This is a genomic window from Cellulomonas uda (assembly GCF_006538705.1).
Lineage (GTDB): Bacteria > Actinomycetota > Actinomycetes > Actinomycetales > Cellulomonadaceae > Cellulomonas > Cellulomonas uda.
Genome location: NZ_BJLP01000031.1, coordinates 1 through 26,671 on the forward strand (window position 1 = coordinate 1; position 26,671 = coordinate 26,671).

Here is a 26,671-nt window from a genome sequence, read left to right on the forward strand (position 1 = left end):
GTCCGGCCGACGTGCTCGTCGGCCGGACGAGTCCGACTGACGAGCCGGCCCGGCGTCAGGGGGACGGGCCGGCGTCAGGGGGACAGCGTCAGTGGGACAGCGTCAGGGGGTCGGCAGGAGCGTCGCGTAGTCGGGCAGCGTGCCGTCGAGCACGGGGACCTGGACGGCGGTCGAGCCGGCCGTGTCCACGTCGATGCCGACGAGCGCGACGCCGCCCGGCGCGGCGGGCGTCTGCGAGACGCGCACGTCGACCTTCGTGTCGTCCTCGTCGCTGCCCAGGCTGCCGGTGAGCAGCACGGTGCCGCGTGCGGGGACGTCGACGGTCGTCGCGTCGGCGGCGGGGGCCGCGTCGCCTCCCTCGCCGGGGGCGCCGAACGTCACGGTGACCGTGACCCCGTCCGCGCCGGTGTTGGTCAGCGCGCCGAGCAGCACGCCCTCCTCGCCCTCGGCCGCGCTCAGGATCATCAGGTTCGACGCGCGCACGTCGCCCAGGCGGACCGAGACGCCGTCGGAGGCGTCGTACTGGTCCTGCGTCTGGATCGGGTTCGTCGCGGAGCAGCCGGCGAGCACGAGAGCGGCGGCGAGGCCGGTCGCCGCGACGGCGGCGCGGGCCCGGCGGGACCGAAGGGGCCGGAGGGACCGAGGGGACCGACGGGAATGGTGCGAGCTCACGATGACTCCTGCGGACGGGACGGCCGGTGCGGCGCTCGGGCGGTCCGGGCGTCCCACGCGAGGCTCGCGGGACCGTCGTGGAGCGGGGCCAGCCTATCGGGCGGCGGCGGCCCGGAGGCGTCCGGACGGGCGCGGGCGGGACCTTCGGCCCTCGCGCGTGCGTGAGACCGGCCACCCCATCGGGGACGAAGGTGTCGACGGCGGGGGTGCCTGGGCCCTTCGGTGTGCGGGAGAGGCGGCCGGGCCGTCGGAGGACTGTCCCGGCCGCCCCACCTGGGCGCGCGTCCGGGATGCCGCGGCGCCCCTCGCGCGCGAGCGCGCGCGGATCTGCAAGTCTCTGACCTGCGACGACGCTCGTCCTGGGGGTGTCGCGGCGGCAGCACGGGCCGAAAGGGGCCGAAATATACCGTGCTAGGATGGGTCGCCTGCGAAAGGGGACACCTGCAGATGACTTTCACGGTTGGGGAGACTGTCGTCTACCCGCACCACGGTGCAGCGTTGATCGAAGAGATCAAGACCCGGACCATCCGCGGCGAGGACAAGATCTACCTCAAGCTCAAGGTCGCCCAGGGCGACCTGACCATCGAGGTCCCTGCCGAGAACGTCGATCTCGTGGGTGTTCGCGACGTCGTCGGCCAGGAGGGCCTGGACCGCGTGTTCGAGGTCCTGCGCGCTCCGTACACGGAGGAGCCGACCAACTGGTCGCGCCGGTACAAGGCGAACCTCGAGAAGCTCGCGTCGGGTGACGTCATCCGCGTCGCGGAGGTCGTCCGCGACCTGTCGCGCCGTGACGCCGACCGCGGGCTGTCCGCGGGCGAGAAGCGCATGCTGGCCAAGGCCCGCCAGATCCTCGTCTCGGAGCTCGCGCTCGCGGAGCACACCGAGGAGGAGAAGGCCGAGGCCATCCTCGACGAGGTCCTCGCCTCCTGACGCCCTCGGGCGTCCGGGCGGGGTTCGTCACGCGCGGGTGCGCGACGTGCTGCGGTGCGTGACGTGCTGCTGCGGCGGGGGACGGGTGGCGGTCGCGTGAGCGTCGTCGCCGTGCTCACGGCTGCCGGGAGCGGATCCCGCCTCGGGCACGCGCTGCCCAAGGCGCTCGTGCCGGTGCGCGGCGAGCCGCTCGTCGTGCACGCCGCGCGGCGGTTGCTCGACGCCCGGGACGCGCGGGGCCCGCTCGTCGACACGGTCGTCGTGACGGCGCCGCCCGAGCACCTCGCGGCGTTCGGCACGGCGTTGGCCGCGCTCACGGTCGACCCGGGCCGGGTGCGGGTCGTGGCCGGGGGAGCGACGCGGCAGGCATCCGTCGCGGCCGGCCTCGCGGCGCTCGTGCCGCCCGCGGGGTCCTCCGGCGCAGGGCCGTCGGACACAACGTCGTCGGACGACGACGAGGCGGCGGACGTGGTGCTGGTGCACGACGCCGCACGCCCGTTCGTGCCGCCCGAGCTCGTGGCGCGCGTCGTCGCGGCCGTCGAGGCGGGGCACGACGCGGTGGTGCCCGGGCTCCCGGTGACGGACACGGTCAAGCGCGTCGGCGCCGAGCTCGCGGGCGCGGCGCCCGTGGTCGGCACCGTCGAGCGTGCGCAGCTGCGCGCGGTGCAGACGCCGCAGGGCTTCCGGCTGGGTCTGCTGCGCCGCGCGCACGACGAGGCCGCACGGCACGCGCACGACGAGTCGCTCGCGGCGACCGACGACGCGGGGCTCGTCGAGCGGCTGGGCGCGACGGTCGTCGTCGTGCCCGGCGACGAGCGCGCCGCGAAGATCACCACCGCACGCGACCTGCGGGTCGCCGAGCTGTTGGGGGACGCATGACGACAGGCTCCGGGCAGGCCCGGGTCCCGCTGCCGCGCACCGGCATCGGTGTGGACGTGCACGCCTACGACGAGGACCCCGCGCCGGGTGCGGTGCTGCACCTCGCGGGGCTCGAGTGGCCGGGCGAGCGACCGCTCGCGGGACACTCCGACGCGGACGTGGCCGCGCACGCGGCGGCGGACGCGCTGTTCTCGGCGGCCGCGCAGGGCGACCTGGGCTCGAACTTCGGTACCGCCGACCCGCGCTGGGCCGGGGCGTCGGGGGTGTCGCTGCTGGCCGAGGCGTCGCGCCGGGTGCGCGCGGCCGGGTTCCTGATCGGCAACGTGTCGGTGCAGGTCATCGGCAACCGGCCGAAGCTCGGGCCGCGGCGCGCGGAGGCTCAGGCGGTCCTGTCGATGGCGGTGGGCGCGCCCGTGACCGTCTCGGCGACGACGACCGACGGGCTCGGGCTCACCGGGCGGGGCGAGGGTGTCGCGGCGATCGCGACGGCGCTCGTCGTCCCCCAGGGCTGACGCGCGGGCTCAGGGCCGGCCGGCCGTCGGCGCGCGGTGCTGCCCAGCAGCACGCCCGCGACGACGAGGGCGCCCCACGCGAGCTCGGCCGGTGCGGTGGCCTCGTGCAGCAGGAGCCACGACGAGCCGATGCCGACCACCGGCACGAGCATCGAGAACGGTGCGACGACGCCGGCGGGGTGGCGCGACATGAGCGCGGTCCACACACCCGACCCGCCGACGGTCGCGACGAGCACCGTGAACGCGAGCCCGCCGAGCGCGGCGAGGCCCGTGGGCGTGGTCAGCCCGTCGAACGACGCGGTGATCCGGTCCGGCCCCTCGAGCGTGAGCGACAGCGCGAGCATGGGCACGGGCGGGACGACCGACATCCAGAGCATCAGGCGGAACGACTCGCGCGGTGCCGCGCGGGTCGCGAGCCGGTTCCCGAGGTTGCCGAGCGCCCAGCCCAGGCCGCCGCACAGCGTGAGCAGCACCGGCACGAGCGTCGCGCCGCCCTCGAGCCCCGCGCGGTGCAGCGCGATGCCCGTGAGCCCGACCACCGCGACGAGCACCCCCACTGCCTGGCGCGGCGTGACCCGCTCCCGAAGGAGCGCGGCGGCCAGGACCACGGTGAACGGGGCGGACGACTGCAGCACGAGCGACGCGAGCCCGGTCGGCATGCCCGCGTCCATCGCCGCGTACAGGAACACGAACTGGAGCACGCCGAAGCCGGTGCCGTAGAGCAGGAGCCACCGCACGGGGACGCGTGGGCGGGGGGCGAGCAGCAGGGTGGGCACGGCGATGACCGCGAACCGCAGCGCGACCGCGAGGAACGGCGGGAACTGCTGCAGCGTGAGGTGGATCGCGGGGAAGTTCAGGCCCCACGTCACGGCGACGAGCAGTGCGAGCAGGCGGTCGCGGGTGGGCATGACGACGAGCGTGCGCGTGCTGAGCGTGCAGGACAAGCGAAAAGTCGTGAACTGACGATGTAGCGTCGCTTCATGGACGTGCGGGGACTGCAGGCGCTGCGCGCGGTCGCGACCCAGGGCGGCGTGACCGCCGCGGCCCGGGTGCTGCACCTCACGCCGTCCGCCGTGTCCCAGCAGCTCGCCCACCTCGAGCGCGGCGTGGGCGTCCCGCTCACCGAGCGCGCCGGTCGGGGCGTGCGGCTCACCGCGGCGGGCCGTGCGCTGGCCGATGCGGCGGTCGACGTCGCGGTCGCGGTCGAGCGCGCGGCGGCGGCCGTCGACCGGCTGCGCGCCCACCCGGGCGGCACGGTCCGCGTCAGCGCGTTCGCGAGCGGGGCGCAGCTCCTGCTGCCCGGCCTGCTCGCCCGCGCCGCGGCGCTGCCGGGGGTCGTCGTCGAGTGCTCGGACGACGACGTGGCGCAGGACGCGTTCGTCGCGCTCACCGACGAGATCGACGTGGTGGTCGCGCACCGCGGCGACGACTCCCCGGGCTGGGGGCCCGGCGTCGTCGTGCGGCACCTGCTGCGCGAGCCGCTCGACGTCGCGCTCGCCCCCGCGCACCCCCTCGCGGGGCGCGCCGCGCTCGAACCGCGCGACCTCGCCGACGAGGACTGGGTCGCCGTGCGTGAGGGGTTCCCCGTGGCGCGCGTGCTCGACGCGATCGGGGCACGAGCGGGCGTGACCCCGCGCGTGCGGCACCGCATCAACGACTTCCACGTGGTGGCGGCGCTCGTCGGGGCGGGGCACGGCGTGTCCCTGCTCCCGCGCTACACGTTCGGCGCCGACCCGCGCGTGCGGCTGGTCCCGCTCGCCGGCGTCCGCGCGGGCCGCCACGTCGAGGCCCTGCTGCGCCCCGACCGTGCCGAGCGCCTCGTCGTGCAGCGCGTCCTCGGCGAGCTCGAGGCGCTCGCCGCGAGCCTCACCGCACCCGCCACCTGACGGCCCGCGCCGCGCGGTCCGGGCGGGAGCGCGCGTCAGGGGAGCAACACGAGCTTGCCGCGCGCGTGGCCCGCACGGGAGTCGGCGTGCGCCTGCGCGACGTCCTCCAAGGGGTAGGTGCGCGTCACGTGCACGTCGAGCGTGCCGTCGGTCGCGAGCTCGACGAGCTGCGCAGGCGCCGCCTCGCGGACCTCGGTGCCCGGGTCGGCCCCGGGCCCGCCCCCGAGGAGCTGGATCCCGAGCTCGCGCGCGCGGGCGAAGCCGGCGATCGTCGCGATGCGCGTGCGGTCCGCGACGAGCTCGACCGAGGTGTCCAGTGCCTCGTCGGACCCGACCGCGTCGATCGCGGTGGTCACGGGGGAGCCGAGCTCGCGCGCCGCGGCCCGGACGCGGTCCGCGAGCGTCCGGCCGTCGGGCGCCCCGTCGGACCCGCTGCCGGACCCGCTGTCGGACTCGCTGCCGGACCCGCTGGGCCCGCCGTACGCGACGGGGACCGCGCCGAGCGCGCGCAGGTCGTCGTGGCTCGCGGGGGACGCGGTCGCGACGACGCGCGCCCCGCGCAGCTCGGCGAGCTGCACGATCATGCGACCCACCGATCCCGAGCCGCCGTGCACGAGCACCACGTCACCGTGGCCCGTGCGTGTAGCGGTCAGCGCGTGCACCGCGGTGGTGCCGGCGACGAGCAGCGCCGCGGCGGGCGCCCAGCCGAGCGCGCGCGGCTTGCGGACGGTCGCGAGCTCGGGCACGACGAGCCGGCGCGCGTACCCGCCGCGCACGGGCCACGCCACGACCTCGTCGCCCACCGCGAGCCATCGCACGTTGGGGCCGAGGGCCGCGACCACGCCCGCGACCTCGGCACCGAGCCGCATCGGCAGACGCGCCGGGTCGGCGCCCATGGCGCCCGAGTACACCTTCCAGTCGATCGGGTTGACCGCCGCGGCGCGCACGTCGAGCAGGACCTCGCCGGGACCGGGCTCGCCCGCGTCCGCGTCGATCAGGCGGAGGTTCTCGGGGCCGCCGTAGGCGACCGCGGCGACGACTGTGGTCGGGTGCACGGAAGGCAGCGTGCCGCACCCGCCGGAGCGGTACCAGACCTGGGGACGACCGAAACGGGTCAGGACCGGGCGACCACCCGCCCGGGTGACACGAGTCAGGGACGTGGGCCGAAGACGCGCGTGAGGTAGTCGTTGTCGAAGACGCCGTCCGGGTCGGCGGCGGCACGCACGCGCTGCGCGTCCGCGAACCGTGGGTACAGCTCGGCCAGGCGCCGCGCGTCGAGCCAGTGCAGCTTGCCCCAGTGCGGGCGCCCCTCGTGCTCCGCCATGATCCGCTCGACCGCCGAGAAGTAGCGCTGGTACGGCAGACGCCAGTACTGGTGCACCGCGACGTACGCGGTCTCGCGCCCGTGCGCGGTCGACAGCCACACGTCGTCGGCCGCGGCGAACCGCACCTCGCCCGGGAACGGCAGGTGCTCGCCCGACGTCTCGACCCAGCGGTCGATCTCGGCGAGCACGTCACGCAGTGCGGCCCGGGGGACGGCGTACTCCATCTCCCGGAACCGCACGCGACGCGGCGACGCGAAGACCTCGGGCGAGGGCGCCACGTAGCGGCGCGCCGAGAGGCTGCGCGCGGCGAGCTGGTTGATGCGGCGCGTCGCGGCGGGCACCGCGGTCGCGATGCGGTTGGTCACCTCGAACACCGAGTTCGACAGCAGCTCGTCGTCGACCCACCGGCGCACCGGGTTGAGGCCCGGCCCGTCCTGGACGCGGTTGTTGCGCTTGGTCAGCGCGCGCCGCGTGTGCGGGAACCAGTAGAACTCGAAGTGGTCGTTGCCCTCGACCAGGCCGTCCGGGCCGTCGAGCTGCTCGAGCACGTCGTCCAGCGCCCACGGCTCCTCGACGGCCTCGAGCAGGAACGCGGGGACCACCTCGAGCGTGACCGCGGCGAGCACGCCGACCGACCCGAGACCGAGGCGGGCGAGCTCGAACAGCTCGGGCTGCTGCGTGGGCGAGGTCTCGACGACGTCGCCCGCGGCGGTCACGAGACGCGCGCCGACGACCTGCGTGGCGAGCCCGCCGAGGCGCACGCCGGTGCCGTGCGTCCCGGTGGAGATCGCGCCCGCGATCGATTGCTGGTCGATGTCCCCGAGGTTGCGCATCGCGAGGCCGAGCGCGCCGAGCGCGCCGTTGAGCGCCGCGAGCCGGATGCCCGCGCCGACCGTCACGAGCGCGGAGCCGTCCGGGCGGCGCTCGACGCGCTCGATCGCGTCGAGCGCGTCGAGGTCGAGCAGCACGCCGTCGGTCACCGCCGCGGCCGTGAACGAGTGGCCCGCACCGACGGCGCGGACGTGGAGGCCCTCGTCGACCGCGCGCGAGACGGCACGCGCCAGCTCGTCGACGTCGCTCGGGCGCTCGCGGCGCACGGGCGTGGACGAGGCGGTGCGCGCCCAGTTGACCCAGCGCGTCGTCTCCATCACTGGCGACTGTGGACTGAACACTTGTCCAAGTCAAGCGGAACGTCCATGCTTGGCTATCGTTGTCGCACGGTGGCACACCGGTCGCGGGCGGGGGCCCGGGCCCTGGCCGGTGCAGTGGAGGGGACCACATGAACCGCATGCCGGTGGCCGAGCGGCGCGAGCAGCTCATCGAGGCCGCGATGACGGTCGCGAGCAGGGACGGGATCGAGGCAGCGACCGTTCGGGCGGTCGCCGCGGAGGCCGGCGTCTCGCTCGGGGTCGTGCACTACTGCTTCCAGGACAAGTCCGAGCTGATGCGTGCGATGGCGCACGCGATCACCGAGCAGAACGCGCAGGCCGACCTGTCCGACGTCCCCGAGGGCTCGCCCACCGAGGCCGTCATCGAGGCGGTGGTCACCGCGCTGTGGACGCAGATCACCGCGTCCCGCGGCCCGCAGCTGCTCTCGTACGAGCTCACGACGTCGTCCCTGCGCCACCCCGAGCTGCGCGAGGTCGCGATGGAGCAGTACCGCGGGCAGTGGTCGGCGGCCGAGGCCGTGCTCGAGGAGATCGCACGCATCTCACGCGTCCGGTGGGTCGTCCCGGTGCCGCGCGACGGTCGCGGTCGTCGACGGGCTGTCGCTCGCATGGCTCGTCGACGGCGACGACGAGATCGCGCGGCAGACCATCGCGGGGTTCGGCACGTTCCTCGCGACGCAGGCCGAGCCGCTCGAGCCGGCGGGCGTCGAGGAGTGACCGGGGCGCTCACGCGGTCCCGCGTCGCCGGGTCCGTCGCGTTCGGTGCCCAGGGGTACGTGCTCGTCACGATCCTCGCGAGCCTGCCCGACGTGAAGGACCGCTACGGCATCGGCGACGACCAGATCACCGCCGCGGTGCTCGGCGTGCTCGTCGCCGCCGCGATCGGCACGGGCATCGCGGACTACGTGAGCCGGCGCTCCGGCAGCCGCGTCGCGCTCGCGGCCGGTCTGGCCGGCATCGGGCTGACCGTCACGCTCGTCGCCGTCGCACCCAGCTATGCGTTCGCCGTGCCCGCGTTCGCGCTGTACGGCCTCGCGCTGGGCATGGTCGACGCGGGCACCAACATGCAGGCCGTCGCCATCCAGCGCGCCTACGGCCGCCCGCTCCTGTCGAGCTTCTACGCGTCCTGGTCCGTCGGAGCGATCATCGCGACCCTCGTGTGCTCCGCGACCGTCGGGCGCTGGTCCGTCGACCCCGTGATGCTCGTGTTCCTGCCCGGCCTGCTCGTCGGGCTCGCCGCCGCCGCGCTCGTGCGCCGCGACGGGCTGCGCGTGCACGACGCGGTGGACCCCGCCGACTCCGACCACGTCCGGCTCGTCGGCTCGACCCCCGTCCCGTGGCGTGCGATCACGCTGCTCGGCGTCGCGCTCGTCGCGTTCTACGTGGCCGACAACGCCGCGCAGACGTGGGGCAGCCTCTACGTGCGCGACACGCTCCGTGCGGCGGACTGGCTCGGTCCGCTCGCGCTCGGCGCGTACCTCGCGACGACGCTCGGCTCCCGCGTCGTCGGCGACGGCGCCGTGCGGCGTTGGGGGCGCGTGCGCGTCGTGCGCGTCGCCGGGTCGGTCGCCGCGGTCGGGCTGCTGCTCGTCGTCATCGCGCCCGGTGCCCTCGTCGCGATCGTCGGGTTCGCCGTGGCGGGTGCCGGGCTCGGCCTCGTCGCGCCCCTCGCGTTCGCCGCCGCGGGCGAGCTCGCACCCGAGCACGCCGACGCCGTCGTCGCGCGGCTCAACGTCTTCAACTACGTGGGGACGCTGCTCGGCGCGGTGCTCGTCGGCGCGATCGGCTCGACCAGCACGTTCCGATACGCGTTCCTGGTGCCGGTCGCGGTGTCGCTCGTGATCGTCGCGCTGTCCGGCAGGTTCGACTCGCCGGCGCACGAGGCCGCCCGCCGCGCCGCCGTGCCGACACCTGCGCCTGCACCGGCACCTTCACCTTCACCTTCACCGGCACCGGCACCGGCACCTGCACCGGCACCGACGCCGACCCGGCAGGACCAGGGCGTCCACGCACCCACCAGCGAGGAGACGTCGCATGACGCTCGGTGACCGGCTCGACGCCGCCACGGGCCACCTGCCCGCGCCTCTGGCGGTGGTCGACCTCGACGCGCTCGAGGCCAACGCGAGCGACCTCGTCGCCCGCGCGGCGGGCACACCCGTGCGCGTCGCGTCGAAGTCGGTGCGCGTGCGCGCCGTGCTCGACGCCGTCCTCGCGCGCCCCGGCTTCGCGGGCGTCATGGCGTACTCGGTCCGCGAGGCGGTGTGGCTCGCGCGCGAGGGCGTGACCGACGTGCTCGTCGGGTACCCGAGCGTCGACACGGGCGGGCTCGACGAGCTCGCCGCCGACCCCGTGGCCGCGGCGGCCGTCACGCTCATGGTCGACGACGTCGCGCAGGCCGACCTCGCCGCGAAGGCGGCCGCCGCGCACGGCTCGGCGCTGCGCGTGTGCCTCGACGTCGACGCGTCGCTGCGCGTCGGGCTCGGGCGGCTGCGCGCGCACCTCGGTGTGCGGCGCTCGCCCGTGCACACGCCCGACGACGCCGCCGCGCTCGCGCACGCCGTGGTGCAGCGCGACGGCCTGAGCGTGCGCGGCGTCATGTTCTACGAGGCGCAGGTCGCGGGCATGCCCGACTCGAGCGCCGCGGTCCGCGCGGTCAAGCGCCTGTCGGTGCGCGACCTCGCACGGCGGCGCGGGCTCGTCGTCGACGCGGTCTCGCAGGTCACCGGCGAGCGGCTGGAGCTCGTGAACTCGGGCGGCTCGGGCTCGGTCGAGACGTCCGTGTCGGACCCGACCGTCACCGAGGTCACGGCCGGGTCGGGGCTGTTCGTGCCCACGCTGTTCGACCACTACCGCTCGTTCGAGCCGCGGCCCGCCGCGTTCTTCGGCCTCGACGTCGTCCGTGTCCCGGCGCCGGGGTTCGCGACGACGTTCGGCGGCGGGTACGTCGCGTCCGGTCCGCCGACCGCGTCCCGCCAGCCGCGGCCCGTGTGGCCCGCGGGGCTCGCGCTCACGCCGCGCGAGGGTGCGGGCGAGGTCCAGACCCCGCTGCGCGTGCCCGCACGCGCCGACCTGCGCATCGGGGACCGCGTGTGGTTCCGGCACGCGAAGTCCGGCGAGGTGATGGAGCGGTTCGACCGGGTGCACCTCGTGCGCGGCGAGGCCGTCGAGCGCACCGTGCCCACGTACCGCGGTGAGGGCCGGACGTTCGGCTGACGAGCGGGCCGGTAGCCTTGCCGACGTGAGCCTTCGCCTGTACGACACCGCCACCCGCACGGTGCGCGACTTCGTCCCCCGGGTCACGGGCGAGGTCGGCATCTACCTGTGCGGGGCGACCGTCCAGGCGCCGCCCCACGTCGGGCACGTCCGCTCGGGCGTCGCGTTCGACGTGCTCGTGCGCTGGCTGCGCCGCCAGGGCCAGCGCGTCACGCTCGTGCGCAACGTGACGGACGTCGACGACAAGATCCTCGCGAAGTCCGCGGACGCCGGCGTCGCGTGGTGGGCGTGGGCGATGACGAACGAGCGCGCGTTCACCGCCGCGTACGACGCGCTGGGTGTCCTGCCCCCCACGTACGAGCCCCGCGCGACCGGGCACGTGCCCGCGATGGTCGAGCTCATGAGCACGCTCGTCGAGAAGGGGCACGCCTACCAGGCCGCACCCGGCGACGTGTACTTCGACGTCCGGTCGTTCCCCGAGTACGGCGCGCTGACGCACCAGCCGGTCGACGACATGGTGCCCGCACCCGACGACGCCCCCACGGGCGGGGCGAAGCGCGACCCGCACGACTTCGCGCTGTGGAAGGCCCCCAAGCCCGGTGAGCCCGAGACCGCGTCGTGGGACACGCCGTTCGGGCGCGGCCGCCCGGGCTGGCACCTCGAGTGCTCCGCGATGGCGGCGCGCTACCTCGGGTCGGAGTTCGACATCCACGGCGGCGGCCTCGACCTGCGCTTCCCGCACCACGAGAACGAGCTCGCGCAGTCCCGCGCGGCCGGTCAGGGCTTCGCGCGTTACTGGCTGCACAACGGCTGGGTCACGCAGGGCGGCGCCAAGATGAGCAAGTCGCTCGGCAACGGGCTGCTCGTCGACCTCGTGCTGCAGACCGTGCGGCCCGTCGTCCTGCGCTGGGCGCTCACCACCGTGCAGTACCGCTCGATGCTCGAGTGGACCGACGACACGCTGCGCGAGGCGGAGGCCACCTGGGACCGCGTGGCCGGGTTCGTCGAGCGGGCCGCCGAGCGCACGGGCGCCGCGTCCGCCGACGAGGTCGCGTCCGCGACCCTGCCCGACGAGTTCGTCGCCGCGATGGACGACGACCTCAACGTGCCGGCCGCGCTCGCGGTCGTCCACGAGACCGTGCGCACGGGCAACACCGCGCTCGCCGCGGGCGACTCGCTCGCCACCCGCGACGCGATGGTCACCGTGCGCTCCATGCTCGACGTGCTGGGCCTCGACCCCGGCTCGCCGCAGTGGCGCTCCCACGGCGCCGACGAGCGGTACGCGCACGCGCTCGACGAGCTCGTCGAGGCGCAGCTCGAGGCCCGCGCCGCGGCGCGCGCCGCACGCGACTTCGCCACCGCCGACGCGATCCGGGACCGGCTCACCGCCGCCGGCGTCGTCGTCGAGGACTCACCCGCGGGCGCCCGGTGGACGCTCGCACCCCGATCGGAGGACTGATGGCCGGCAACTCCTCGCGTCGCGGCGCGACGCGCAAGGGCGGCAAGAAGGGCTCGTCGGTCGGGACCGGCGGGCACAGCCGCAAGGCGCTCGAGGGCAAGGGCCCGACCCCCAAGGCCGAGGACCGCGTCTACCACGTGGCGCACAAGCGCAAGATCGCCGCCGAGCGCCCCGCAGGCGCGCGCGGCACGTCCGGGCGGCCGTCCGCCGCCGCGTCGCGGTCCGCCGCGGGCGGCAAGGGCGGACGCAAGTCGTCGACCCACGAGATCGTCGCCGGCCGCAACTCCGTGCTCGAGGCGCTGCGCACCGGCGTGCCCGTCACCACCGTCTACCTCGCGGCGCGGCTCGAGGCCGACGACCGCACGCGCGAGATCATCTCGATCGTCGCCGACGCGGGCTACCCGCTGCTCGAGGTCTCGCGCCTCGAGCTCGACCGCCTCACCGACGGCGCCGTGCACCAGGGCGTCGCGATCCAGGTCCCGCCGTACCCGTACCGGGACGACGAGGACCTGCTCGACATCGCCGCGGCCACGGGTGCGCCCGTGCTCGCCGTCGCGCTCGACGGCGTGACCGACCCCCGCAACCTCGGCGCGGTGCTCCGCTCCGCGGGCGCGTTCGGGGCGCACGGCGTGATCGTGCCCGAGCGGCGAGCCGCCGGCGTCACCGCCTCCGCGTGGAAGGTGTCCGCCGGTGCCGCGGCGCGGGTGCCCGTCGCCCGGGTCACCAACCTCGCGCGGACCCTGCAGGAGTGGAAGAAGTCCGGTGTGTTCGTCGTCGGGCTCGACGGCGGCGGGGACGTCGCGGTCGCCGACCTGCCCTACGCCGGTGACCCGCTCGTGCTCGTCGTCGGCTCCGAGGGCAAGGGGCTGTCCCGGCTCGTGCGCGAGCAGTGCGACGCGATCGCGTCCATCCCCATCACCTCGGACGTCGAGTCGCTCAACGCGGGTGTCGCGGCCGGCATCGCGCTGTACGAGGTGGCACGGCAGCGCGCCTGAGCGCCGCAGCCGTCCACTCACCCCGGGGTCGAGGCCTCGGGGCGCCGCCGGTCAGCCGATGAGCGTCTCGCCGTCGATCGTCGGGATCGACTCCGTCTGGTCCCGCAGGTCGCCGGGCTGCACGCCGAGGATCGACTGCTCGTCGGGCCGGTTCGGCAGGATGTTCTTCACGTAGCTGCGCGCGACCTCCTGCAGCGGCACGTCACGGTGCTGCTGCTGCGACAGGAACCAGCGGTGGTCGAGCAGCTCGTGGAACACCTGCGCGGGCTCGAGCTTGCCGCGCATCTCCTTGGGCACCATGCGCACCGCGGGCTCGAAGATCTCCGTCAACCAGTCGTGCGCGACGAACGCCTCGTCCTCCATCTGACGGTCGGTGGCCGCGCGGTACTCGTCGAGGTCGTTCAGCAGGCGGCGCGCCTGGTTCTCCTGCACGTCCAGCCCCGTGAGCCGCATGAGCCGGCGCGAGTAGTGCCCCGACTCCACGACCTTCGGCTGGATGCGCACCGTGGTGCCGTCCACGTCCGTGGTGATGTCCAGCTCGCCCACGTCGAAGCCCAGGTCGTTGAGCCGGTCGATGCGTGCCTGCACGCGCCACCGCTCGCCGTAGCTGAACGACTCGACCTCCGTGAGCGCCGTCCACAGGTCCCGGTACCGCACCGCGAGCGCGTCGCCGATCGCGACCGCGTCCACGTCCTCGTCGAGGAACTCGCCCGCCTGCAGGTCCATGAGCTCGCCGATGATGTTCACGCGCGCGACCTCGAGGTCGTACCCGCGCTGGCCCTCCGTGAGGCGCTCGTGCAGATCGCCCGTCTCCGCGTCCACGAGGTACGCCGCGAACGTCTCCGCGTCCCGGCGGAACAGCGTGTTCGACAGCGACACGTCGCCCCAGTAGAAGCCCGCGAGGTGCAGCCGCACGAGGAGCACGGCGAGCGCGTCGATCAGCCGGGTCGCGGTGTCCGGCCGCAGCGACTGGCTGAACAGCGAGCGGTACGGCAGGGAGAACTGCAGGTGCTGCGTGATGAGCACCGCCTCGAGCGGCTCGCCCTCCGGTGAGCGGCGTCCCGTGATCACGCCGACCGGCTCGACCGACGGGACATCCAGCCGACGCAGCTGCCGCAGCAGCTCGTACTCCCGGTACGCGACCGTCTCGCCGATCTCCTTGATGGCGATGACCCGGCCCGACAGGCGTGCGAACCGCACGATGTGGCGCGAGATGCCGCGGGGGAGCGCCGCGAGCGTCTCGGCGGGCCACCCCTCGAGCGGGATGTGCCAGGGCAGGTCGAGCAGCGCCGGGTCGGGGTTGGCCGCCGTGATCTGCAGGCGCTGCGGCGTGGTGCTCATGGGCTCCATCCTGCCAGCGGGGCCCGACGGCGCGATCGTCGGAACCCCACAACGAACGCGGGGAGGGCGTGAAGATCCCCGACCGGTCTCGCGCGGACCGGGCGGCGGGCGGGGGGAGGATGCAGGTCAGGCGGTCCGCACAGGCAGGAGGGGCGGCCGGGCCCGAAGGCCACGACCGCCCCTCCCGAGGTGCGTGCGAAGGTCAGGCGTCGATGCGCTCGCCCGAGCCCGCGTGGAACAGGTGCTGCTCGCCCGCGCGGATGCGGATCGCGACCGTCTCGCCCTTGGCCGGGACCTGACGCGGGTCGACGCGCACGATGACCTGCGCGTCGCCGGCGCCCGAGTGGACCGTGTTGGTCTGGCCGAACTCGTTGGTGAGCGAGCCGTAGACGAACGCGTCAGAGCCGAGCTCCTCGACGATGTTCACGATGACCGGGACGGCGTCCGGCGTGCCGGCGGGCACGACGTCGACCGACTCGGGGCGGAAGCCCAGCGTGACGTGGTTCTTGTCGTCCTCGGTGAGCTGCGAGATGACCTCACGCGACAGCGGCACGCGCGAGCGGCCGAGCGACGCGTGGCCGTCGAGCACCGGGAACGTGCCGATGTTCATGGCCGGCGAGCCGATGAAGCCGGCGACGAAGACGTTGGCCGGCGTGTCGTACATCTCGCGCGGCGTGCCGACCTGCTGCAGGATGCCGTCCTTGAGCACCGCGATGCGGTCACCCATGGTGAGGGCCTCGGTCTGGTCGTGCGTGACGTAGACCGTGGTGACGCCGAGGCGGCGCTGCAGCGACGCGATCTGCGTACGCGTCTGCACGCGGAGCTTCGCGTCGAGGTTCGACAGCGGCTCGTCCATGAGGAACACCTGGGGCTGACGCACGATCGCGCGACCCATGGCGACACGCTGACGCTGACCACCCGAGAGGGCCTTCGGCTTGCGGTCGAGGTACTCGGTGAGGTCGAGGATCTGGGCGGCCTCCTCGACGCGCTGGCGGATCTCCGCCTTCGGCGTGCCGGCGATCTTGAGCGCGAAGCCCATGTTGTCGGCGACCGTCATGTGCGGGTACAGCGCGTAGTTCTGGAAGACCATCGCGATGTCGCGGTCCTTCGGCTGGACGTCCGTGACGTCGCGGTCGCCGATGAGGATGCGGCCCGCGTTGACGTCCTCGAGGCCCGCCAGCATGCGCAGCGAGGTCGACTTGCCGCAGCCCGAGGGGCCGACGAGGACGAGGAACTCGCCGTCCTCGATGTGGAGGTCGAGGGCGTCCACCGCGGGACGCTCCGTGCCGGGGTACACCCGGGTTGCGTGGTCGAACGTGACCGTAGCCATGGTGCTACCAATCCCTTCACCGGCAGGTACGTGCCGGACGATCCGTCGTGGAGGGTGTTCAGTGTCTTCACTGACACGGCCGACGCGGAAGGACCCGCACCGGCCTTCGCACATCCTGCCACACGCCGGTGTGACCTCCGTCATCCGGAGGTCCCTGGTCCGCACCGTCAGGGGCGTGCTACGACGAGCGCCGGGCGCTCGAGGCCGCTCTCGGGGGCGGCGAGCACTCCGCCGGTCGGCCACAGGCCGTACTCCGCCCCGGGCACCGTGCCCTCCCAGACCCGCGCGCCGCTGTCCAGGTCCAGGGCTCGCACGCGGTCCGACGTGCCGAGCGCCAGCACCCGGCGGCCGTCCGTCGCGAGCCACGACGCGAAGTCCCCGGCGGATGCGGACCAGACCTCCTCACCCGTGCGCGCGTCGACGGCGGCGACCGTGCCCCCGGCACCGAGCAGGTACACCCGCCCGTCGAGCACGAGCGGGTCGGGGCTGAGGACCGTGCGGTCCCACAGCGCGTCGCCCGTGGCGGCGTCCCACGCGTGCACCGAGACGGCCGCGCCGTCCTGCCGCACCGTGAACGTCACGTCGGGTGCCGTGCCGTCGTCCACCGACGCCCGCGTGACCCAGCCCGCCTCGACGCGCCGGTCGCCGACGACGAGCGCGCCGTCGTTCAGGTCGCTGCCGAGCACGGGGCTCACCATGACGACGCCACCGCGTGCGAGCGCCGCGAACTCGCCCTCGGCGAGCTCGCCCTGCGCGACGAGCGCGCCGCTCGTGTCGAGCAGCCACCACGGGGCGTCGAGCGGGGTCAGCAGGATGCGGTCGCCCAGCACGTCGATCGCCTGGCCAGTGGTGTATGTGGGCGCGTCCCGGTCGAGGGGCTCGTCGGCGGTCCACGTCCACTCGAGCGTCCCCGCCCGCGGCCCCGTGCCGACCCGCGACTGGACCGTCCAGAGCTCGCGCTCGGGGCGCAGCGGGTCACGGCCCGGGTCCGCCGTGACGATCGACGTCCCCGACGTCGTCCAGCCCGCCGCGCCGAGGTCGCGCTGCTCGAGCACGGTCCCGTCCGTCGCGTCGAGCACGACGAGCAGGTCGTCGACCCCGGAGCCCGCGAACACCGTGCCGGTGGTCACCACGCACGCCGCGGCCTGCGTCCCCAGCGGCCGGCACGTCACGTCGAGCGGCTCGAGGTCCTCGCGCACAAGGGTCTCGAGCGCCGGCGGCACCGCGAGGTCCCGGCGCCACACGATGTCGCCCGTCGCGCGGTCGAGCGCCTCGACGCGTGCGGTCGTGCGGCTGTCGGGGACCGCGCGGTGCACGAGCAGGACGCCGCCCACCTGGACCGGGGCGTACAGGGCCTCGAACCGCACGTCGTCGCGCATGCGCGGCGGGCCGTCGAGCGGGAGCAGCACGCCCGGCACGTCGTCGAACCGCGTCGCGCGCGCCTCGCGACGCTCGTCGAGCACGTGCTGCGCGACGACCGCGCCGACGACGAGCACCGCCGCGCCCCCGACGACGAACCAGCGCCCCCGGTGCCGACGACCCGGTCCCTGGTCTCGTCCCTGGCCCGCGCCATCGGCGTCCGCCGCGTCGATGTCCGTCGCGTCGATGTCCGCCGGGTCGACGTCCGCCGTGTGCGCGGTGGCGGGGTCGTCGTCCAGCTCGACGACGGTCGTCCGCTCTCCCCGGCCGCGCCTGCCGCGCCGGACGCCCCACCCCCGGCGTCCGGCGTCACCGGGCTGGGCCGCGGCGCGCTGGCTCGACGACCGCCCGGCGGGCGGCGCGGCGTCGCGCGGGCCCGGGTCGTCGTCCTCGAGCTCGACGGGCCGCATCGGGGCCACGGCGCCTCCTCGGCCGGGGTGCCTGCCGCGGTCCGCCCGGGACCGACGACACCGTCCGACCCGCGACCGACCCGCGACCGACCGCACGTGCGCGGTCGATGCCCAGCCAACCACACCCCCTGGCCGCGCCCGGCCGAACCGCCCCGCCATCGCCCTGGTGCCTCAGCCCGCGCTCCACCGCCCGGCGGGTGCACGCGGGACGGCCGCACGGGTCCGAGGCGAGGGCGTCAGCTGGGGTCCGGCGGTCCAGCGGACGGCGGGTCCAGCGGACGGCGGGTCCAGCGGACGGCGGGTCCAGCGGGCGGCGGGGTGGCTCAGATGTGCGGTGCGCTGTGCGGGTCAGCCGGGCAGGGTGTCGTCGAGGGCGGCTAGGGCGAGCGTCATCTCGTGCGGGTCAGCCGGGCAGGGCGTCGGCGAGCGCGGCCAGTGCGTGCGTCATCTCGTGCGGGTCGGCCACGCGCAGCCTGGCGGCGGTGTCGCCAGGACCGACCTTGACCGTGACGTCGTGCTCGCCGAGGGCCTCGAACGCGTGCTCGTCGGTGACGTCGTCGCCCGCGTAGACCACGACGCGTGCGCCGAGCTCGTCACGCAGCGCGCCGAGGGCCTCGCCCTTGCTGGCGTGCAGCACGGAGATCTCGACGACGTCCTTACCGCTCAGGACGCCCGAGCCGAGCTCGGCGCCCAGCGCGAGCGCCTGCTCGTGCGCCGCGGCCGCGTCGGCGCGCTCCGCGAGCCGGGTGTGCAGGACGACGGCGGTGGGCTTGGTCTCGACCCAGATCCCGTCGCGTCCGCGCGCGATGGCCGACGCCTGCGCGCCGAGCGCGGCGAGCCGGTCGGCCTGCTCGTCGGTGAGCCGGACCACGTCCCGGTCGAGGCCGTGCCGCGTCACGCGCGCCCGCTCGGCACCGTGCGAGCCGATCAGGTACGTGCCCACCGGGACCTCGGCCAGTGCGTGCAGGTCGTGCAGCGCGCGCCCGGACACGAGCGCGAGCGCGACGTCGTCCGCCTCGGCGATGCGCCGCAGCGGCTCGACGCCCTCCGGCAGCACCCGAGACAGCGACGGGTCGTCCTGCAACGGGGCCAGCGTGCCGTCGAAGTCGAGCGCGACGAGCAGCGGCCGGGCCTTGGCGTCGTCCGCCAGCGCCACGAGCGCGTCGACGACCGCCCCACGGTCACGTGGCGCAGGAGACGGCGCTGCCGGGCGGTCGTGCGGTGCGGGAGACGGCGCTGCCGGGCGGTCGTGCGGTGCGGGGGTAGGCGTGGTCGGCCCCTGGTCGGGCTGTGCGGGGGCAGCCGTCGTCGGCTCCATGTCGGGCGGTGCGGGGGTCGGCACCGCGGGGTCGGGCCGGCCGGTCGACGCGCCCGTGCTGGCGTCAGACATGGCTGTCTCGCTGGGGGACGGCGGTGAGCACCGCGAGGAACTCGCGAGACCAGGCGTTGACGTCGTGGCCGAGCACGCGCCGCCGCAGCCGGCGCATGCGCTTGCGGGCCTCGCGCGGGTCGAGGTGCGCGGCGTACGTGATCGCGTCCTTCATCCCGTCGATGTCGTGCGGGTTCACCAGGATCGCGCCCGCGAGCTCGTCGGCCGCACCGGTGAACTCGCCGAGGACCAGCGCGCCGCGGTCGTCGGACCGTGCGGCCGCATACTCCTTGGCGACCAGGTTCATCCCGTCGCGCAGCGCCGTCACGAGCATGACGTCCGCGGCGAGGTACAGCGCGGCCATCTCCTCCATGGGGAACGACTGGTGCAGGTACTGCACGGGTGCGTGCCCCACCTGGCCGAAGTCGCCGTTGATCCGGCCGACGAGCAGCTCCACCTCGTCACGCAGCTGCGCGTAGGCGCCGACGTTCTCCCGGCTCGGTGAGGCGACCTGCACCAGCGTCGTCTCGCTGGGTGACAGGCGGCCGTCCTGGAGCAGCTCGCCGTACGCCTTGATGCGGTGCCGGATGCCCTTGGTGTAGTCGAGGCGGTCGACCCCGAGCAGCAGGATCGTGGGGTTGCCGAGCTCGTGGCGGATCTCGACGGCACGTTCCTGCACGGCGTCGGTGCGGGCGAGCGCGTCGAACGCGGCGGAGTCGATCGAGATCGGGAACGCCGCGGCGCGCACGTGCCGCTCGGTGCGGCCGTGCTCGTCGGTGATCGTGACGACCTGGCCACGTGTGGTCAGGTCGGTCAGGCGGCGGACCACGCGCACGAAGTTCGCGGCGTCCCCACCTCGCTGGAACCCGATGAGGTCCGCCCCGAGCAGTCCCTCGACCACGGCCTTGCGCCACGGCAGCTGCGCGAAGATCTCGAGCGGGGGGAAGGGGATGTGGTGGAAGTACCCGATCCGCAGGTCCGGGCGGAGCTCGCGCAGCAGCGCGGGGACGAGCTGGAGCTGGTAGTCGTGCACCCAGACCGTCGCGCCCCGTGCGGCCTGCGCCGCGGCGGCCTCGGCGAACCGGCGGTTCACGCGCCGGTAGGCCTCCCACCACTGGCGGTGGAACGCGGGCGGAGCGATGACGTCGTGGTACAGCGGCCAGAGCGTGTCGTTCGAGAAGCCCTCGTAGTACCGCTCGACGTCGTCAGCCGAGAGCGTCACGGGCACGAGCTGGGTGCCGTCGACCTCGAACGGGTCCAGCGTGAGGTCGGGCGACCCGCCCCAGCCGACCCACGCGCCGTCCGCCTGGGCCATGACCGGTGCGAGGGCCGTCACCAGCCCTCCCGGGGACCGGGTCCAGGTGGGCTCGCCGTCCTCGCCGAGCGACACGTCGACGGGCAACCGATTCGCGACGACCACGAGGTCGTAGCCATCTTTAGGCACAGCAGACACTGCATCTCCTGGGTTGACTGAATCTTGACCCTAGTCGGTGCCCCCGCGACCCCGCCTGCCGAACGACGCACGTCACACGCAGGCCGAGCCGCCCGGGGCGAACCGCCCTCGACGCGCACTCCAACCGCAGGTGACGCGGCTCGGACCGCCGGTCGCCTGGCCGGTCAACCGGGCGGCTCGCGGCTCGGACCGTTGTGGACCGTGCCCCGGCGCCCCCGGAACACGTAGCGCACGCCGAGACTCGCCAACCCGGGGCCGGGCTCCGGAGCGGACTCCCCGGTGCTCCCCGGCAGCTCTGCGTGGGCAGGTGCCCGGTGGTCCGTCGCGCGAGGTGGGGGAGCCACCCGTTCGACGTCGAGGTCGAGCGCATGCACCAGGTGGTGGTGGTGCGAGCAGAGCAGCACGGCGTTGTCCAGGTCGGATCGCCCGCCGTCCCGGTGCCACCAGCGGACGTGGTGCACGTGGCAGTACCGAGCGGCGACCGAGCAGCCGTTCCACGCGCACTGCCGGTCGCGTGCGACCACGGCGAGCCGCTGCGCGGGCGTGAACATGCGCCGCGTGCGCCCGACGTCGAGCGGCAGACCGCCCGCGTCCATGACGACGCGCGTCATCGCGCAGTCGCACAACGCGGCCGCGAGCTCGGTGCGCGTCAGGACCGTCCCGTCGTCGCTCACCGCGGGCGCCACCCGCTGATGCTCACCCCCGAGGGTCTCCGCCGCGTCATCGGGCGGCCCGGCCGCACCCACGCCATGCCCCGCACCGGCGCCACGCCCCGCACCGGTACGACGGCGTGCCTGGTGCTCACGCACCGCGTGCCACGTCTCGGCCGGTACGAGCAGGCTCACCTGCGCGGCGGGCGCGCTCACGGCGCCGTCGGGAGCGACCGCCGCCGCCGGGCGGTCGTCTTCCCCGCCGGCGCGGCCGGACACGTCGGCGTCGGGTGCCGGCTGCGCGCGGTGCTCACCGGCATGGAACCCACCGGTCCCGGATGCACGGGCCCCGAGCCCACCCGCCAGCGCGTGCTGGGCCAGGGCCGTCAGGGCGTCGGCGCGCGCCTGGTCGCGTGTGCGGTCGTCGTCCTCGCGGTGGCCCGTCGCGTCGAGCGCGCGGGCGAGCACCTGACCCGCGAGCGGGTCGAGGAGCCCCTTGAGCGCGGTCCCGCGTGGACCGTGGCTCAGCGTGAGGTGCCGCGCGCGGCGTGCGTCCTCTCGCTCGTCCTCCGCCCGGTCCGGGTCGTGCTCCGCGACCAGCGCCGCGACGTGCCGGGAGAACTGCCGTGCGTCGGTCTGCTGCGCGAGCTCGACGAGCTGCTCCTGCGTCCGCTCGTCGGCGAGCACGCGCGCGACCTGGTCACTCGCACCTGCGAGCGCCTGGCCGAGCACGTCGAGGTGCCCGCAGGGCACGGCGTGCTCGGCCACCGCCACGCCGACGAGCGGCAGCCGGTCCATCGCGTGGGCCGCGGCGACCTCCCGGGCCGCGGCGAACCTCGTCGTCCCCGACAGCCGTGCCCGGGTGTCCACGAACGCCCGCTCGGCCCCTGCGCGAGCGGCCGCCGCGTGCTGCGCGAGGAGGACGGGCCCCCGCGCGGCGGTGACGAGGCTCGCCACCTGGTCCAGCGCCCGCACGACGCGCGCGCACGCCGCCCCGTCCCACGCCCGGGAGCCGCGAGACCGCTCGGCGACCGCGCGCAGCTGCTCCGCGACCTGGGCGAGCGATGCGAGCACGTCCGCCGCCGCGGAGGCGCGCGACAAGGCACCCCCCACCGCCACGGCCTCCGACTCGAACATGTGTTCGATGATACGCAACCCGGACGAACCGCACCACCGCCTGTCCACACCTCGGGCACCGGTCGTGCCCCGCGCACCGCCCGTCCAGGACCAGCGCGCCTGTTCGCACGCACGCCCGCAGCCGCCTAGCGTGACCTGGCATGGAACGGATCGGCCTCGCGCCGGGGGCGCAGATCGGCGGCTACACGGTCGTCGCCCCCCTCGGCTCCGGGGGCATGGGCACGGTCTACCGGGCGGTCGACGACGGTGGCACGGCGGTCGCGCTCAAGCTCCTCCACCCGCAGATCGGCGCCGACGCGCAGGGCCGCGACCGCCTGCGCCGCGAGGTCCTCGCGCTCCAGCGGCTGCGGCACCGGTCCGTCGCGTCCGTCCTCGACGCCGAGGCGGACTCCACGGAGGCGTTCATCGTCACCGAGCTCGTCGCCGGCGCGAACCTCGAGGACCACGTCCGCGAGCACGGGCCGTTCGGTCCCGACGACCTGCGCGACCTCGCGCGCGACCTCACCGACGCCCTCACCGCGGTGCACACCGCGGGCGTCGTGCACCGCGACCTCAAGCCCACGAACGTCGTCGTCGGCGAGGACGGTCCCGTGCTGATCGACTTCGGGATCGCGCAGGCCGCGGGCGACCGCTCGGCCCAGGTGACCACGGCGGGCCTCGTCGTCGGCACCCCGGGCTACCTCGCGCCCGAGCTGCTCGACGGCGCCGAGCCCTCGCCCGAGACTGACCTGTGGGGTCTCGCGGCGGTCCTCGCGTTCGCCGCGACCGGCCGGCCGCCGTTCGGGACGCGCCCATTGCAGACCGTCCTGGCGCGTGCCCGGGCGGGGGACGCGGACCTCACCGGCCTGGGGCCGTTGACCAGTGACGCGCTGCGCCGCGCGCTCGACCCCGACCCCGCCGCGCGGCTCGACGCCGACGACCTGGTGGCCGCGCTCGCGGTGGCCGCGGTCGACGGCGACCCCGTCGAGACGGGCCCCGGCGGGGCGGTCGTGGCGGACGCCGCCGTGCCCGCCGCCGTCGCCGCGACCGTCGCGCTCGCCTCGACCGGCGCGGGCGCTCGTGCGGACGACGAGGACGACGACGACGCCTCCGACGAGTCCGCCTCCGACGAGTCCGCCTCCGACGAGTCCGCCCCTGACGAGTCCGCCCCCGACGGGTCCGACGCCGACGACGACGTCCGCGCAGACTCCGACGACGACGTCCCCGCCGACTCCGACGACACCCACCCCGACGACGAGGGCCGCGACGACCAACCCCCGCCGGAGGCGTCCGCCGCGAACGAGGCCGACCCGGCCGACGAGGAGTCGGACGACGACGCAGTCGCGGACGACGCGGACGACGACACCGACGAGGATGAGGAAGACGAGGAAGGCGAGGACGAGGACGACGATTCGTCGGACGACGGCTCGTCGGACGACGACGAGCGCGATGCCACGAGCACCGTCGCCCTGACCGCCACGGCGCTCGCGGACGCGGGCCCCGCGAACCCCGGCAAGGAGCCGGGCACGGTCGTGATCGACACGCGCAGCCTCCCGGTGCAGGACGGCCACACGCGCGTCCTGCCGGCCGGCGACCCGACGACCGTCCTGCCGGCGGGCCCCTCGGCGACATCCGCCGGCCCAGCGGCCGACGACCGCGCCGGCGCGACGTCCGGGAACACGCTCGACCGCTCCGTGCGGGACGGCTCGGGGCGCGACGCGACGGTGTTCGAGAACCCGGACCTGGACGAGCTGGACGACCTGGCGCTCGACCCGCGGTACGGCCAGCACCTGGCGGACGACGCGTTCGACCGTGGCGGGCCCCAGGTGTGGCACTCGCGAGACGGGGAGGCGGACCCGGAGGCGCAGGAGGGCGTCGACTGGATCGAGGACGACCTGGACGCCTCGGAGGTGGTCCCGGACGGCTCGGGTTACGTGCGCCCGCCGGCCCGCCGGCGCTGGGGGTCGCTGCTGGCGCTCGCGGCGCTGGTGGGGGCGCTGGGTGCGCTCGCGCCGGTGGTGACGGTGGGCGTGCTCGTCGTGCTGCTGGTGCTGGTGCGGACGGCCGGGACGGCCGTCGAGGCGATGTACGGGCGGCGTGAGCAGCGGGGGGTGCGCGCCTCCGACGTGCCGCGCACGGTCGTGGCGACGCCGTGGTACCTGGTGCGGGCGGTGGTGGCGCTCGTGCCGTCGCTCGTCGTCGCGTCGTGCGTGACGGTGCTGGTGGGCGGGGTGGTGGCGTGGCTCGTCGACAACGGGACGTGGACGATCGGGGACCTGCGCTCGGGTGACCCGGTGGACGGGGGGACGGCGGCGCTCGTCGTGGCGTCGGCGGTGCTGCTGTGGCTGGTGGTCGCGTGGTGGGGGCCGCTGTCGCGGATGACGCGCACGGGTGCGCGACGCGTGCTCGCGGTCGTCGCGCCGGGGCGTCTGGGTGCGGCGGTGCTCGTGGTCGCGTGCGTGCTCGCGGCGGTCGTCGTGGCGTCGCTGGTGTCGAACGGTGCGGGGACCGTGTGGTCGCCTGCGCCGACGCCCACGGTCCCGTGACCTGCGGCGGGTGTGCGGCAAGGCGCTGAACCGTGCCAGTTCGGGGTCGGGCCGACAGGTCCGTGCCGACGCACGGGTTCGACCCGTACCCTGTGCCGTGTCGCCCACCGACCGAGGAGATCCCGTGCCCACGAACGACCCCAGGCCGACCAAGGCGCAGCGCCGCGACGAGGCTCGCGCCAAGGCCCTGCAGATGCGTCAAGAGCAGGAGCGCCGCGCGCGGCGCACGAAGATCCTGACGGCGAGCCTGCTCGTCGTCGTGATCGCTGCGGTGGGCGTGTTCGTGGGCGTCACGATCAAGAACAAAGCGGATACCGAGGCGAAGTACAGCGACGTGGTCTACGGCGGCAGCGAGTCGCAGGTGGTCGCGCCGAAGCTCGCGGACGTGACGGCGCCGTCGACCGCGAACGACAAGGGCGGCATCCCCATCAGCGCGGCCGGCGTGGGTGAGCAGGGCGCGGACGACGTCGTCGTGACTGTGTACTTCGACTTCATGTGCCCCTACTGCGGCATGTTCGACGCCGCGAACGCGGCGGACCTCGAGGAGCTCGCCGCGTCCGACGGCGTGACGGTCGACTACCGGCCGGTGTCGTTCCTCGACGGTCAGTCGAAGGGCACCTCGTTCTCGACGCGTGCGGCGAACGCGCTCGCGGTCGTCGCCGACAAGTCCCCGGAGCACGTCCAGGACTTCATCACCGCGATGTACGAGAGCGAGCCCAAGGAGGGCACGACGGGTCTGACGGACGACAAGATCGCGGAGATCGCGGTCGGGGTCGGCGTCCCGCAGGATGTCGCGGACACGTTCACGGACACGGTGGACGGCACGTTCGAGGTCGGCAAGGACGCCGAGGAGAAGACCGGCACGTGGCGCACGTTCGCGCCGTGGGTCACGGCCGCGACCCAGCAGATGGCGATCGACCGCGGTGGGGTCGGTACCCCGACCGTCCTGATCGACGGCCAGGAGTGGCCGGGCGAGGGCGAGGACAAGGGGGCCCTGTACCAGCAGGGTCCGCTGCGTGCCGCTGTCGAGTCCGCGCTGGCCGCGAAGGGCTGACGTCGACCGACGGGCCCGGCCACCGCTCGCAGGAGCGGGGGCCGGGCCCGTCGTCGTCGGTGGCGCCGGTGTGGAGCCCCCTGTCGGATTCGAACCGACGACCTGCTGTTTACAAGACAGCTGCTCTGGCCAGCTGAGCTAAGGAGGCGAGGGCGGTCAGCCTACCGAACCGCGCACGGGATCAGGTGCCTGTGCCCGTCTCCTCGAGCAGCCGCAGCGCAGCGCTCACGCGCGGGTTGCGTGACGGGTCGGCGTCGATGCCGAGCGTGGCGTACAGCGCGTTGACGTGGTTCTGCACGGACTTCTCGGTGATCCCGAGCTGTTCACCGATGCCGGCGTTGGACAGCCCGGACGCGAGGAGTCGCAGGACCTCGTACTGCCGGTGCGTGAGCCGGGCGACGTCGGACCCGGCGCGCGGGGTCGCGCGCGCGAGCAGCTCGGGGTCGAGCACGGTCACGCCGACTGCGGCGGAGCGCACCGCGGACAGCAGGAGCTCCTCGCTCGTGGAGCTGTTCTTCGACAGGTAGCCCCACCCGTCGGCGACGTCGGGCGGCAGGTCGAGGAGCAGGTCCATCGCGTCGTGCGCGGACAGCAGCAGGACCCCGAGCCGGGGCTGCTCGCGGCGGAGCATGACGCCGAGGGCGATGCCGTTCCCGTCGGGCAGGTCGATGTCGAGCAGCGCGACGTCGACGCTGCCGGGCCGCAGCGCGGCGCGGGCCTCGGCGAACGTCCCCACGGACGCGACGACCCGCAGGCCGGGCATCTGCGCGAGGGTCCGCTCGAGCATCGAGCGGAAGAGCGGCTGGTCCTCGACGACCGCCACTCGGATGACCTCGGCCAGGGGTGTGCTCATCGGGTTCAGTATCGTCGGCTCGGGCGGAGTGCGCGTGCGGACACGGCGGACCGGGCCCGACGGGTAGGAGGACGATGGTCGAGGGGGCGC

20 protein-coding genes, 1 tRNA gene and 1 pseudogene are annotated in these 26,671 nt (G+C 74.9%); 10 read left to right on the forward strand and 12 right to left on the reverse strand.

Annotation, left to right across the window (positions count from 1 at the left end):
• Positions 1 to 102: 102 nt before the first annotated feature.
• The gene (locus tag CUD01_RS09975) at positions 103 to 672 is read right to left on the reverse strand and encodes a hypothetical protein (RefSeq protein ID WP_174773862.1); all 570 of its coding nucleotides are present in this window, start codon (positions 670 to 672) and stop codon (positions 103 to 105) included.
• Positions 673 to 1,119: 447 nt separating this feature from the next.
• Here CUD01_RS09975 and CUD01_RS09980 point away from each other — a divergent pair, with 447 nt between their 5' ends.
• From CUD01_RS09980 to CUD01_RS09990, 3 genes and pseudogenes are all read left to right on the forward strand, one after another.
• On the forward strand, positions 1,120 to 1,602 hold the full coding sequence (locus CUD01_RS09980; protein WP_048341557.1) for a CarD family transcriptional regulator: 483 nt from the start codon (positions 1,120 to 1,122) through the stop codon (positions 1,600 to 1,602).
• A 96-nt stretch (positions 1,603 to 1,698) separates the two neighbouring features.
• Entirely contained in the window at positions 1,699 to 2,481 is a 783-nt protein-coding gene (gene ispD, locus CUD01_RS09985; protein ID WP_141320818.1) for a 2-C-methyl-D-erythritol 4-phosphate cytidylyltransferase, read from the forward strand.
• Positions 2,478 to 2,921 (forward strand): annotated as a pseudogene (locus CUD01_RS09990) (2-C-methyl-D-erythritol 2,4-cyclodiphosphate synthase); the annotation flags it as partial. The gene ispD and the pseudogene CUD01_RS09990, both read left to right, overlap by 4 nt.
• Here the strand turns inward: CUD01_RS09990 and CUD01_RS09995 are convergent.
• Positions 2,861 to 3,901 carry an EamA family transporter gene (locus tag CUD01_RS09995; RefSeq protein ID WP_424945248.1) on the reverse strand — a complete coding sequence of 347 codons (1,041 nt, stop codon included), beginning with the start codon at positions 3,899 to 3,901 and terminating at the stop codon, positions 2,861 to 2,863. The pseudogene CUD01_RS09990 and the gene CUD01_RS09995 overlap by 61 nt on opposite strands.
• Positions 3,902 to 3,973: 72 nt before the next feature.
• On the opposite strand from CUD01_RS09995, the gene CUD01_RS10000 reads away from it, so the two are divergent.
• Entirely contained in the window at positions 3,974 to 4,879 is a 906-nt protein-coding gene (locus CUD01_RS10000; RefSeq protein WP_141320757.1) for a LysR family transcriptional regulator, read from the forward strand.
• 35 nt (positions 4,880 to 4,914) lie between these two features.
• Here CUD01_RS10000 and CUD01_RS10005 read toward each other — a convergent pair whose 3' ends face one another.
• Both CUD01_RS10005 and CUD01_RS10010 read right to left on the reverse strand, forming a co-directional pair.
• Complete coding sequence (locus tag CUD01_RS10005) at positions 4,915 to 5,934, reverse strand: NADP-dependent oxidoreductase (protein WP_141320759.1); 1,020 nt, start codon at positions 5,932 to 5,934, stop codon at positions 4,915 to 4,917.
• A 95-nt stretch (positions 5,935 to 6,029) separates the two neighbouring features.
• A complete protein-coding gene (locus tag CUD01_RS10010; protein ID WP_141320761.1) occupies positions 6,030 to 7,352 on the reverse strand; it encodes a D-arabinono-1,4-lactone oxidase in 1,323 nt (440 codons plus the stop codon).
• A 131-nt stretch (positions 7,353 to 7,483) separates the two neighbouring features.
• Between CUD01_RS10010 and CUD01_RS10020 the strand changes: the two genes are divergently transcribed.
• The 4 genes from CUD01_RS10020 to rlmB are packed head-to-tail and all read left to right on the forward strand — an operon-like array spanning position 7,484 to position 13,040.
• Positions 7,484 to 9,421 carry an MFS transporter gene (locus CUD01_RS10020; protein WP_371860781.1) on the forward strand — a complete coding sequence of 646 codons (1,938 nt, stop codon included), beginning with the start codon at positions 7,484 to 7,486 and terminating at the stop codon, positions 9,419 to 9,421.
• Entirely contained in the window at positions 9,408 to 10,586 is a 1,179-nt protein-coding gene (locus CUD01_RS10025; protein ID WP_141320765.1) for an alanine racemase, read from the forward strand. Before CUD01_RS10020 ends, CUD01_RS10025 begins: the two co-directional genes overlap by 14 nt.
• 25 nt (positions 10,587 to 10,611) lie before the next feature.
• Positions 10,612 to 12,045 (forward strand): cysteine--tRNA ligase, encoded by a 1,434-nt coding sequence (cysS, locus tag CUD01_RS10030; protein WP_094181805.1) that lies wholly within the window; start codon positions 10,612 to 10,614, stop codon positions 12,043 to 12,045.
• Positions 12,045 to 13,040 (forward strand): 23S rRNA (guanosine(2251)-2'-O)-methyltransferase RlmB, encoded by a 996-nt coding sequence (gene rlmB, locus CUD01_RS10035; RefSeq protein ID WP_141320767.1) that lies wholly within the window; start codon positions 12,045 to 12,047, stop codon positions 13,038 to 13,040. The genes cysS and rlmB overlap by 1 nt, the downstream gene beginning before the upstream one ends.
• 51 nt (positions 13,041 to 13,091) lie before the next feature.
• On the opposite strand, the gene CUD01_RS10040 is transcribed toward rlmB, so the two are convergent.
• From CUD01_RS10040 to CUD01_RS10065, 6 genes are all read right to left on the reverse strand, one after another.
• Positions 13,092 to 14,381 (reverse strand): DUF4032 domain-containing protein, encoded by a 1,290-nt coding sequence (locus CUD01_RS10040; protein WP_141320769.1) that lies wholly within the window; start codon positions 14,379 to 14,381, stop codon positions 13,092 to 13,094.
• 202 nt (positions 14,382 to 14,583) lie between these two features.
• Positions 14,584 to 15,711, reverse strand: coding sequence for an ABC transporter ATP-binding protein (locus tag CUD01_RS10045; RefSeq protein ID WP_141320771.1), 1,128 nt, complete (start codon positions 15,709 to 15,711; stop codon positions 14,584 to 14,586).
• A 167-nt stretch (positions 15,712 to 15,878) separates the two neighbouring features.
• A complete protein-coding gene (locus tag CUD01_RS10050) occupies positions 15,879 to 17,540 on the reverse strand; it encodes an outer membrane protein assembly factor BamB family protein (protein WP_243861337.1) in 1,662 nt (553 codons plus the stop codon).
• Positions 17,541 to 17,943: 403 nt separating this feature from the next.
• Positions 17,944 to 18,930, reverse strand: a complete 987-nt coding sequence (otsB, locus tag CUD01_RS10055) for a trehalose-phosphatase (RefSeq protein ID WP_279589776.1) — start codon at positions 18,928 to 18,930, stop codon at positions 17,944 to 17,946.
• Complete coding sequence (locus tag CUD01_RS10060) at positions 18,923 to 20,362, reverse strand: alpha,alpha-trehalose-phosphate synthase (UDP-forming) (protein ID WP_141320774.1); 1,440 nt, start codon at positions 20,360 to 20,362, stop codon at positions 18,923 to 18,925. The genes otsB and CUD01_RS10060 overlap by 8 nt, the downstream gene beginning before the upstream one ends.
• Positions 20,363 to 20,526: 164 nt before the next feature.
• Complete coding sequence (locus CUD01_RS10065) at positions 20,527 to 22,149, reverse strand: HNH endonuclease signature motif containing protein (protein ID WP_141320776.1); 1,623 nt, start codon at positions 22,147 to 22,149, stop codon at positions 20,527 to 20,529.
• Between the two features lie 140 nt (positions 22,150 to 22,289).
• On the opposite strand from CUD01_RS10065, the gene CUD01_RS17110 reads away from it, so the two are divergent.
• The gene (locus tag CUD01_RS17110; protein ID WP_243861316.1) at positions 22,290 to 24,674 is read left to right on the forward strand and encodes a serine/threonine-protein kinase; all 2,385 of its coding nucleotides are present in this window, start codon (positions 22,290 to 22,292) and stop codon (positions 24,672 to 24,674) included.
• A 124-nt stretch (positions 24,675 to 24,798) separates the two neighbouring features.
• Complete coding sequence (locus CUD01_RS10075; RefSeq protein ID WP_141320778.1) at positions 24,799 to 25,728, forward strand: DsbA family protein; 930 nt, start codon at positions 24,799 to 24,801, stop codon at positions 25,726 to 25,728.
• Between the two features lie 71 nt (positions 25,729 to 25,799).
• On the opposite strand, the gene CUD01_RS10080 is transcribed toward CUD01_RS10075, so the two are convergent.
• Positions 25,800 to 25,876, reverse strand: a tRNA-Thr gene (locus CUD01_RS10080).
• A 33-nt stretch (positions 25,877 to 25,909) separates the two neighbouring features.
• Entirely contained in the window at positions 25,910 to 26,581 is a 672-nt protein-coding gene (locus CUD01_RS10085) for a response regulator transcription factor (RefSeq protein ID WP_141320780.1), read from the reverse strand.
• Positions 26,582 to 26,671 lie beyond the last annotated feature (90 nt).

Bases quoted from the DNA above. Each gene is read 5' to 3' on its own strand.
- otsB (WP_279589776.1), bottom strand. From the start codon at position 18,930: ATGTCTGACGCCAGCACGGGCGCGTCGACCGGCCGGCCCGACCCCGCG.
- rlmB (WP_141320767.1), top strand. From the start codon at position 12,045: ATGGCCGGCAACTCCTCGCGTCGCGGCGCGACGCGCAAGGGCGGCAAG.
- CUD01_RS10050 (WP_243861337.1), bottom strand. From the start codon at position 17,540: ATGCGGCCCGTCGAGCTCGAGGACGACGACCCGGGCCCGCGCGACGCC.
- CUD01_RS10000 (WP_141320757.1), top strand. From the start codon at position 3,974: ATGGACGTGCGGGGACTGCAGGCGCTGCGCGCGGTCGCGACCCAGGGC.
- CUD01_RS10010 (WP_141320761.1), bottom strand. From the start codon at position 7,352: ATGGAGACGACGCGCTGGGTCAACTGGGCGCGCACCGCCTCGTCCACG.
- CUD01_RS10040 (WP_141320769.1), bottom strand. From the start codon at position 14,381: ATGAGCACCACGCCGCAGCGCCTGCAGATCACGGCGGCCAACCCCGAC.
- CUD01_RS10065 (WP_141320776.1), bottom strand. From the start codon at position 22,149: ATGTTCGAGTCGGAGGCCGTGGCGGTGGGGGGTGCCTTGTCGCGCGCC.
- CUD01_RS09995 (WP_424945248.1), bottom strand. From the start codon at position 3,901: ATGCCCACCCGCGACCGCCTGCTCGCACTGCTCGTCGCCGTGACGTGG.
- CUD01_RS17110 (WP_243861316.1), top strand. From the start codon at position 22,290: ATGGAACGGATCGGCCTCGCGCCGGGGGCGCAGATCGGCGGCTACACG.
- CUD01_RS10025 (WP_141320765.1), top strand. From the start codon at position 9,408: ATGACGCTCGGTGACCGGCTCGACGCCGCCACGGGCCACCTGCCCGCG.
- CUD01_RS09980 (WP_048341557.1), top strand. From the start codon at position 1,120: ATGACTTTCACGGTTGGGGAGACTGTCGTCTACCCGCACCACGGTGCA.
- CUD01_RS10045 (WP_141320771.1), bottom strand. From the start codon at position 15,711: ATGGCTACGGTCACGTTCGACCACGCAACCCGGGTGTACCCCGGCACG.
- CUD01_RS10085 (WP_141320780.1), bottom strand. From the start codon at position 26,581: ATGAGCACACCCCTGGCCGAGGTCATCCGAGTGGCGGTCGTCGAGGAC.
- CUD01_RS10020 (WP_371860781.1), top strand. From the start codon at position 7,484: ATGAACCGCATGCCGGTGGCCGAGCGGCGCGAGCAGCTCATCGAGGCC.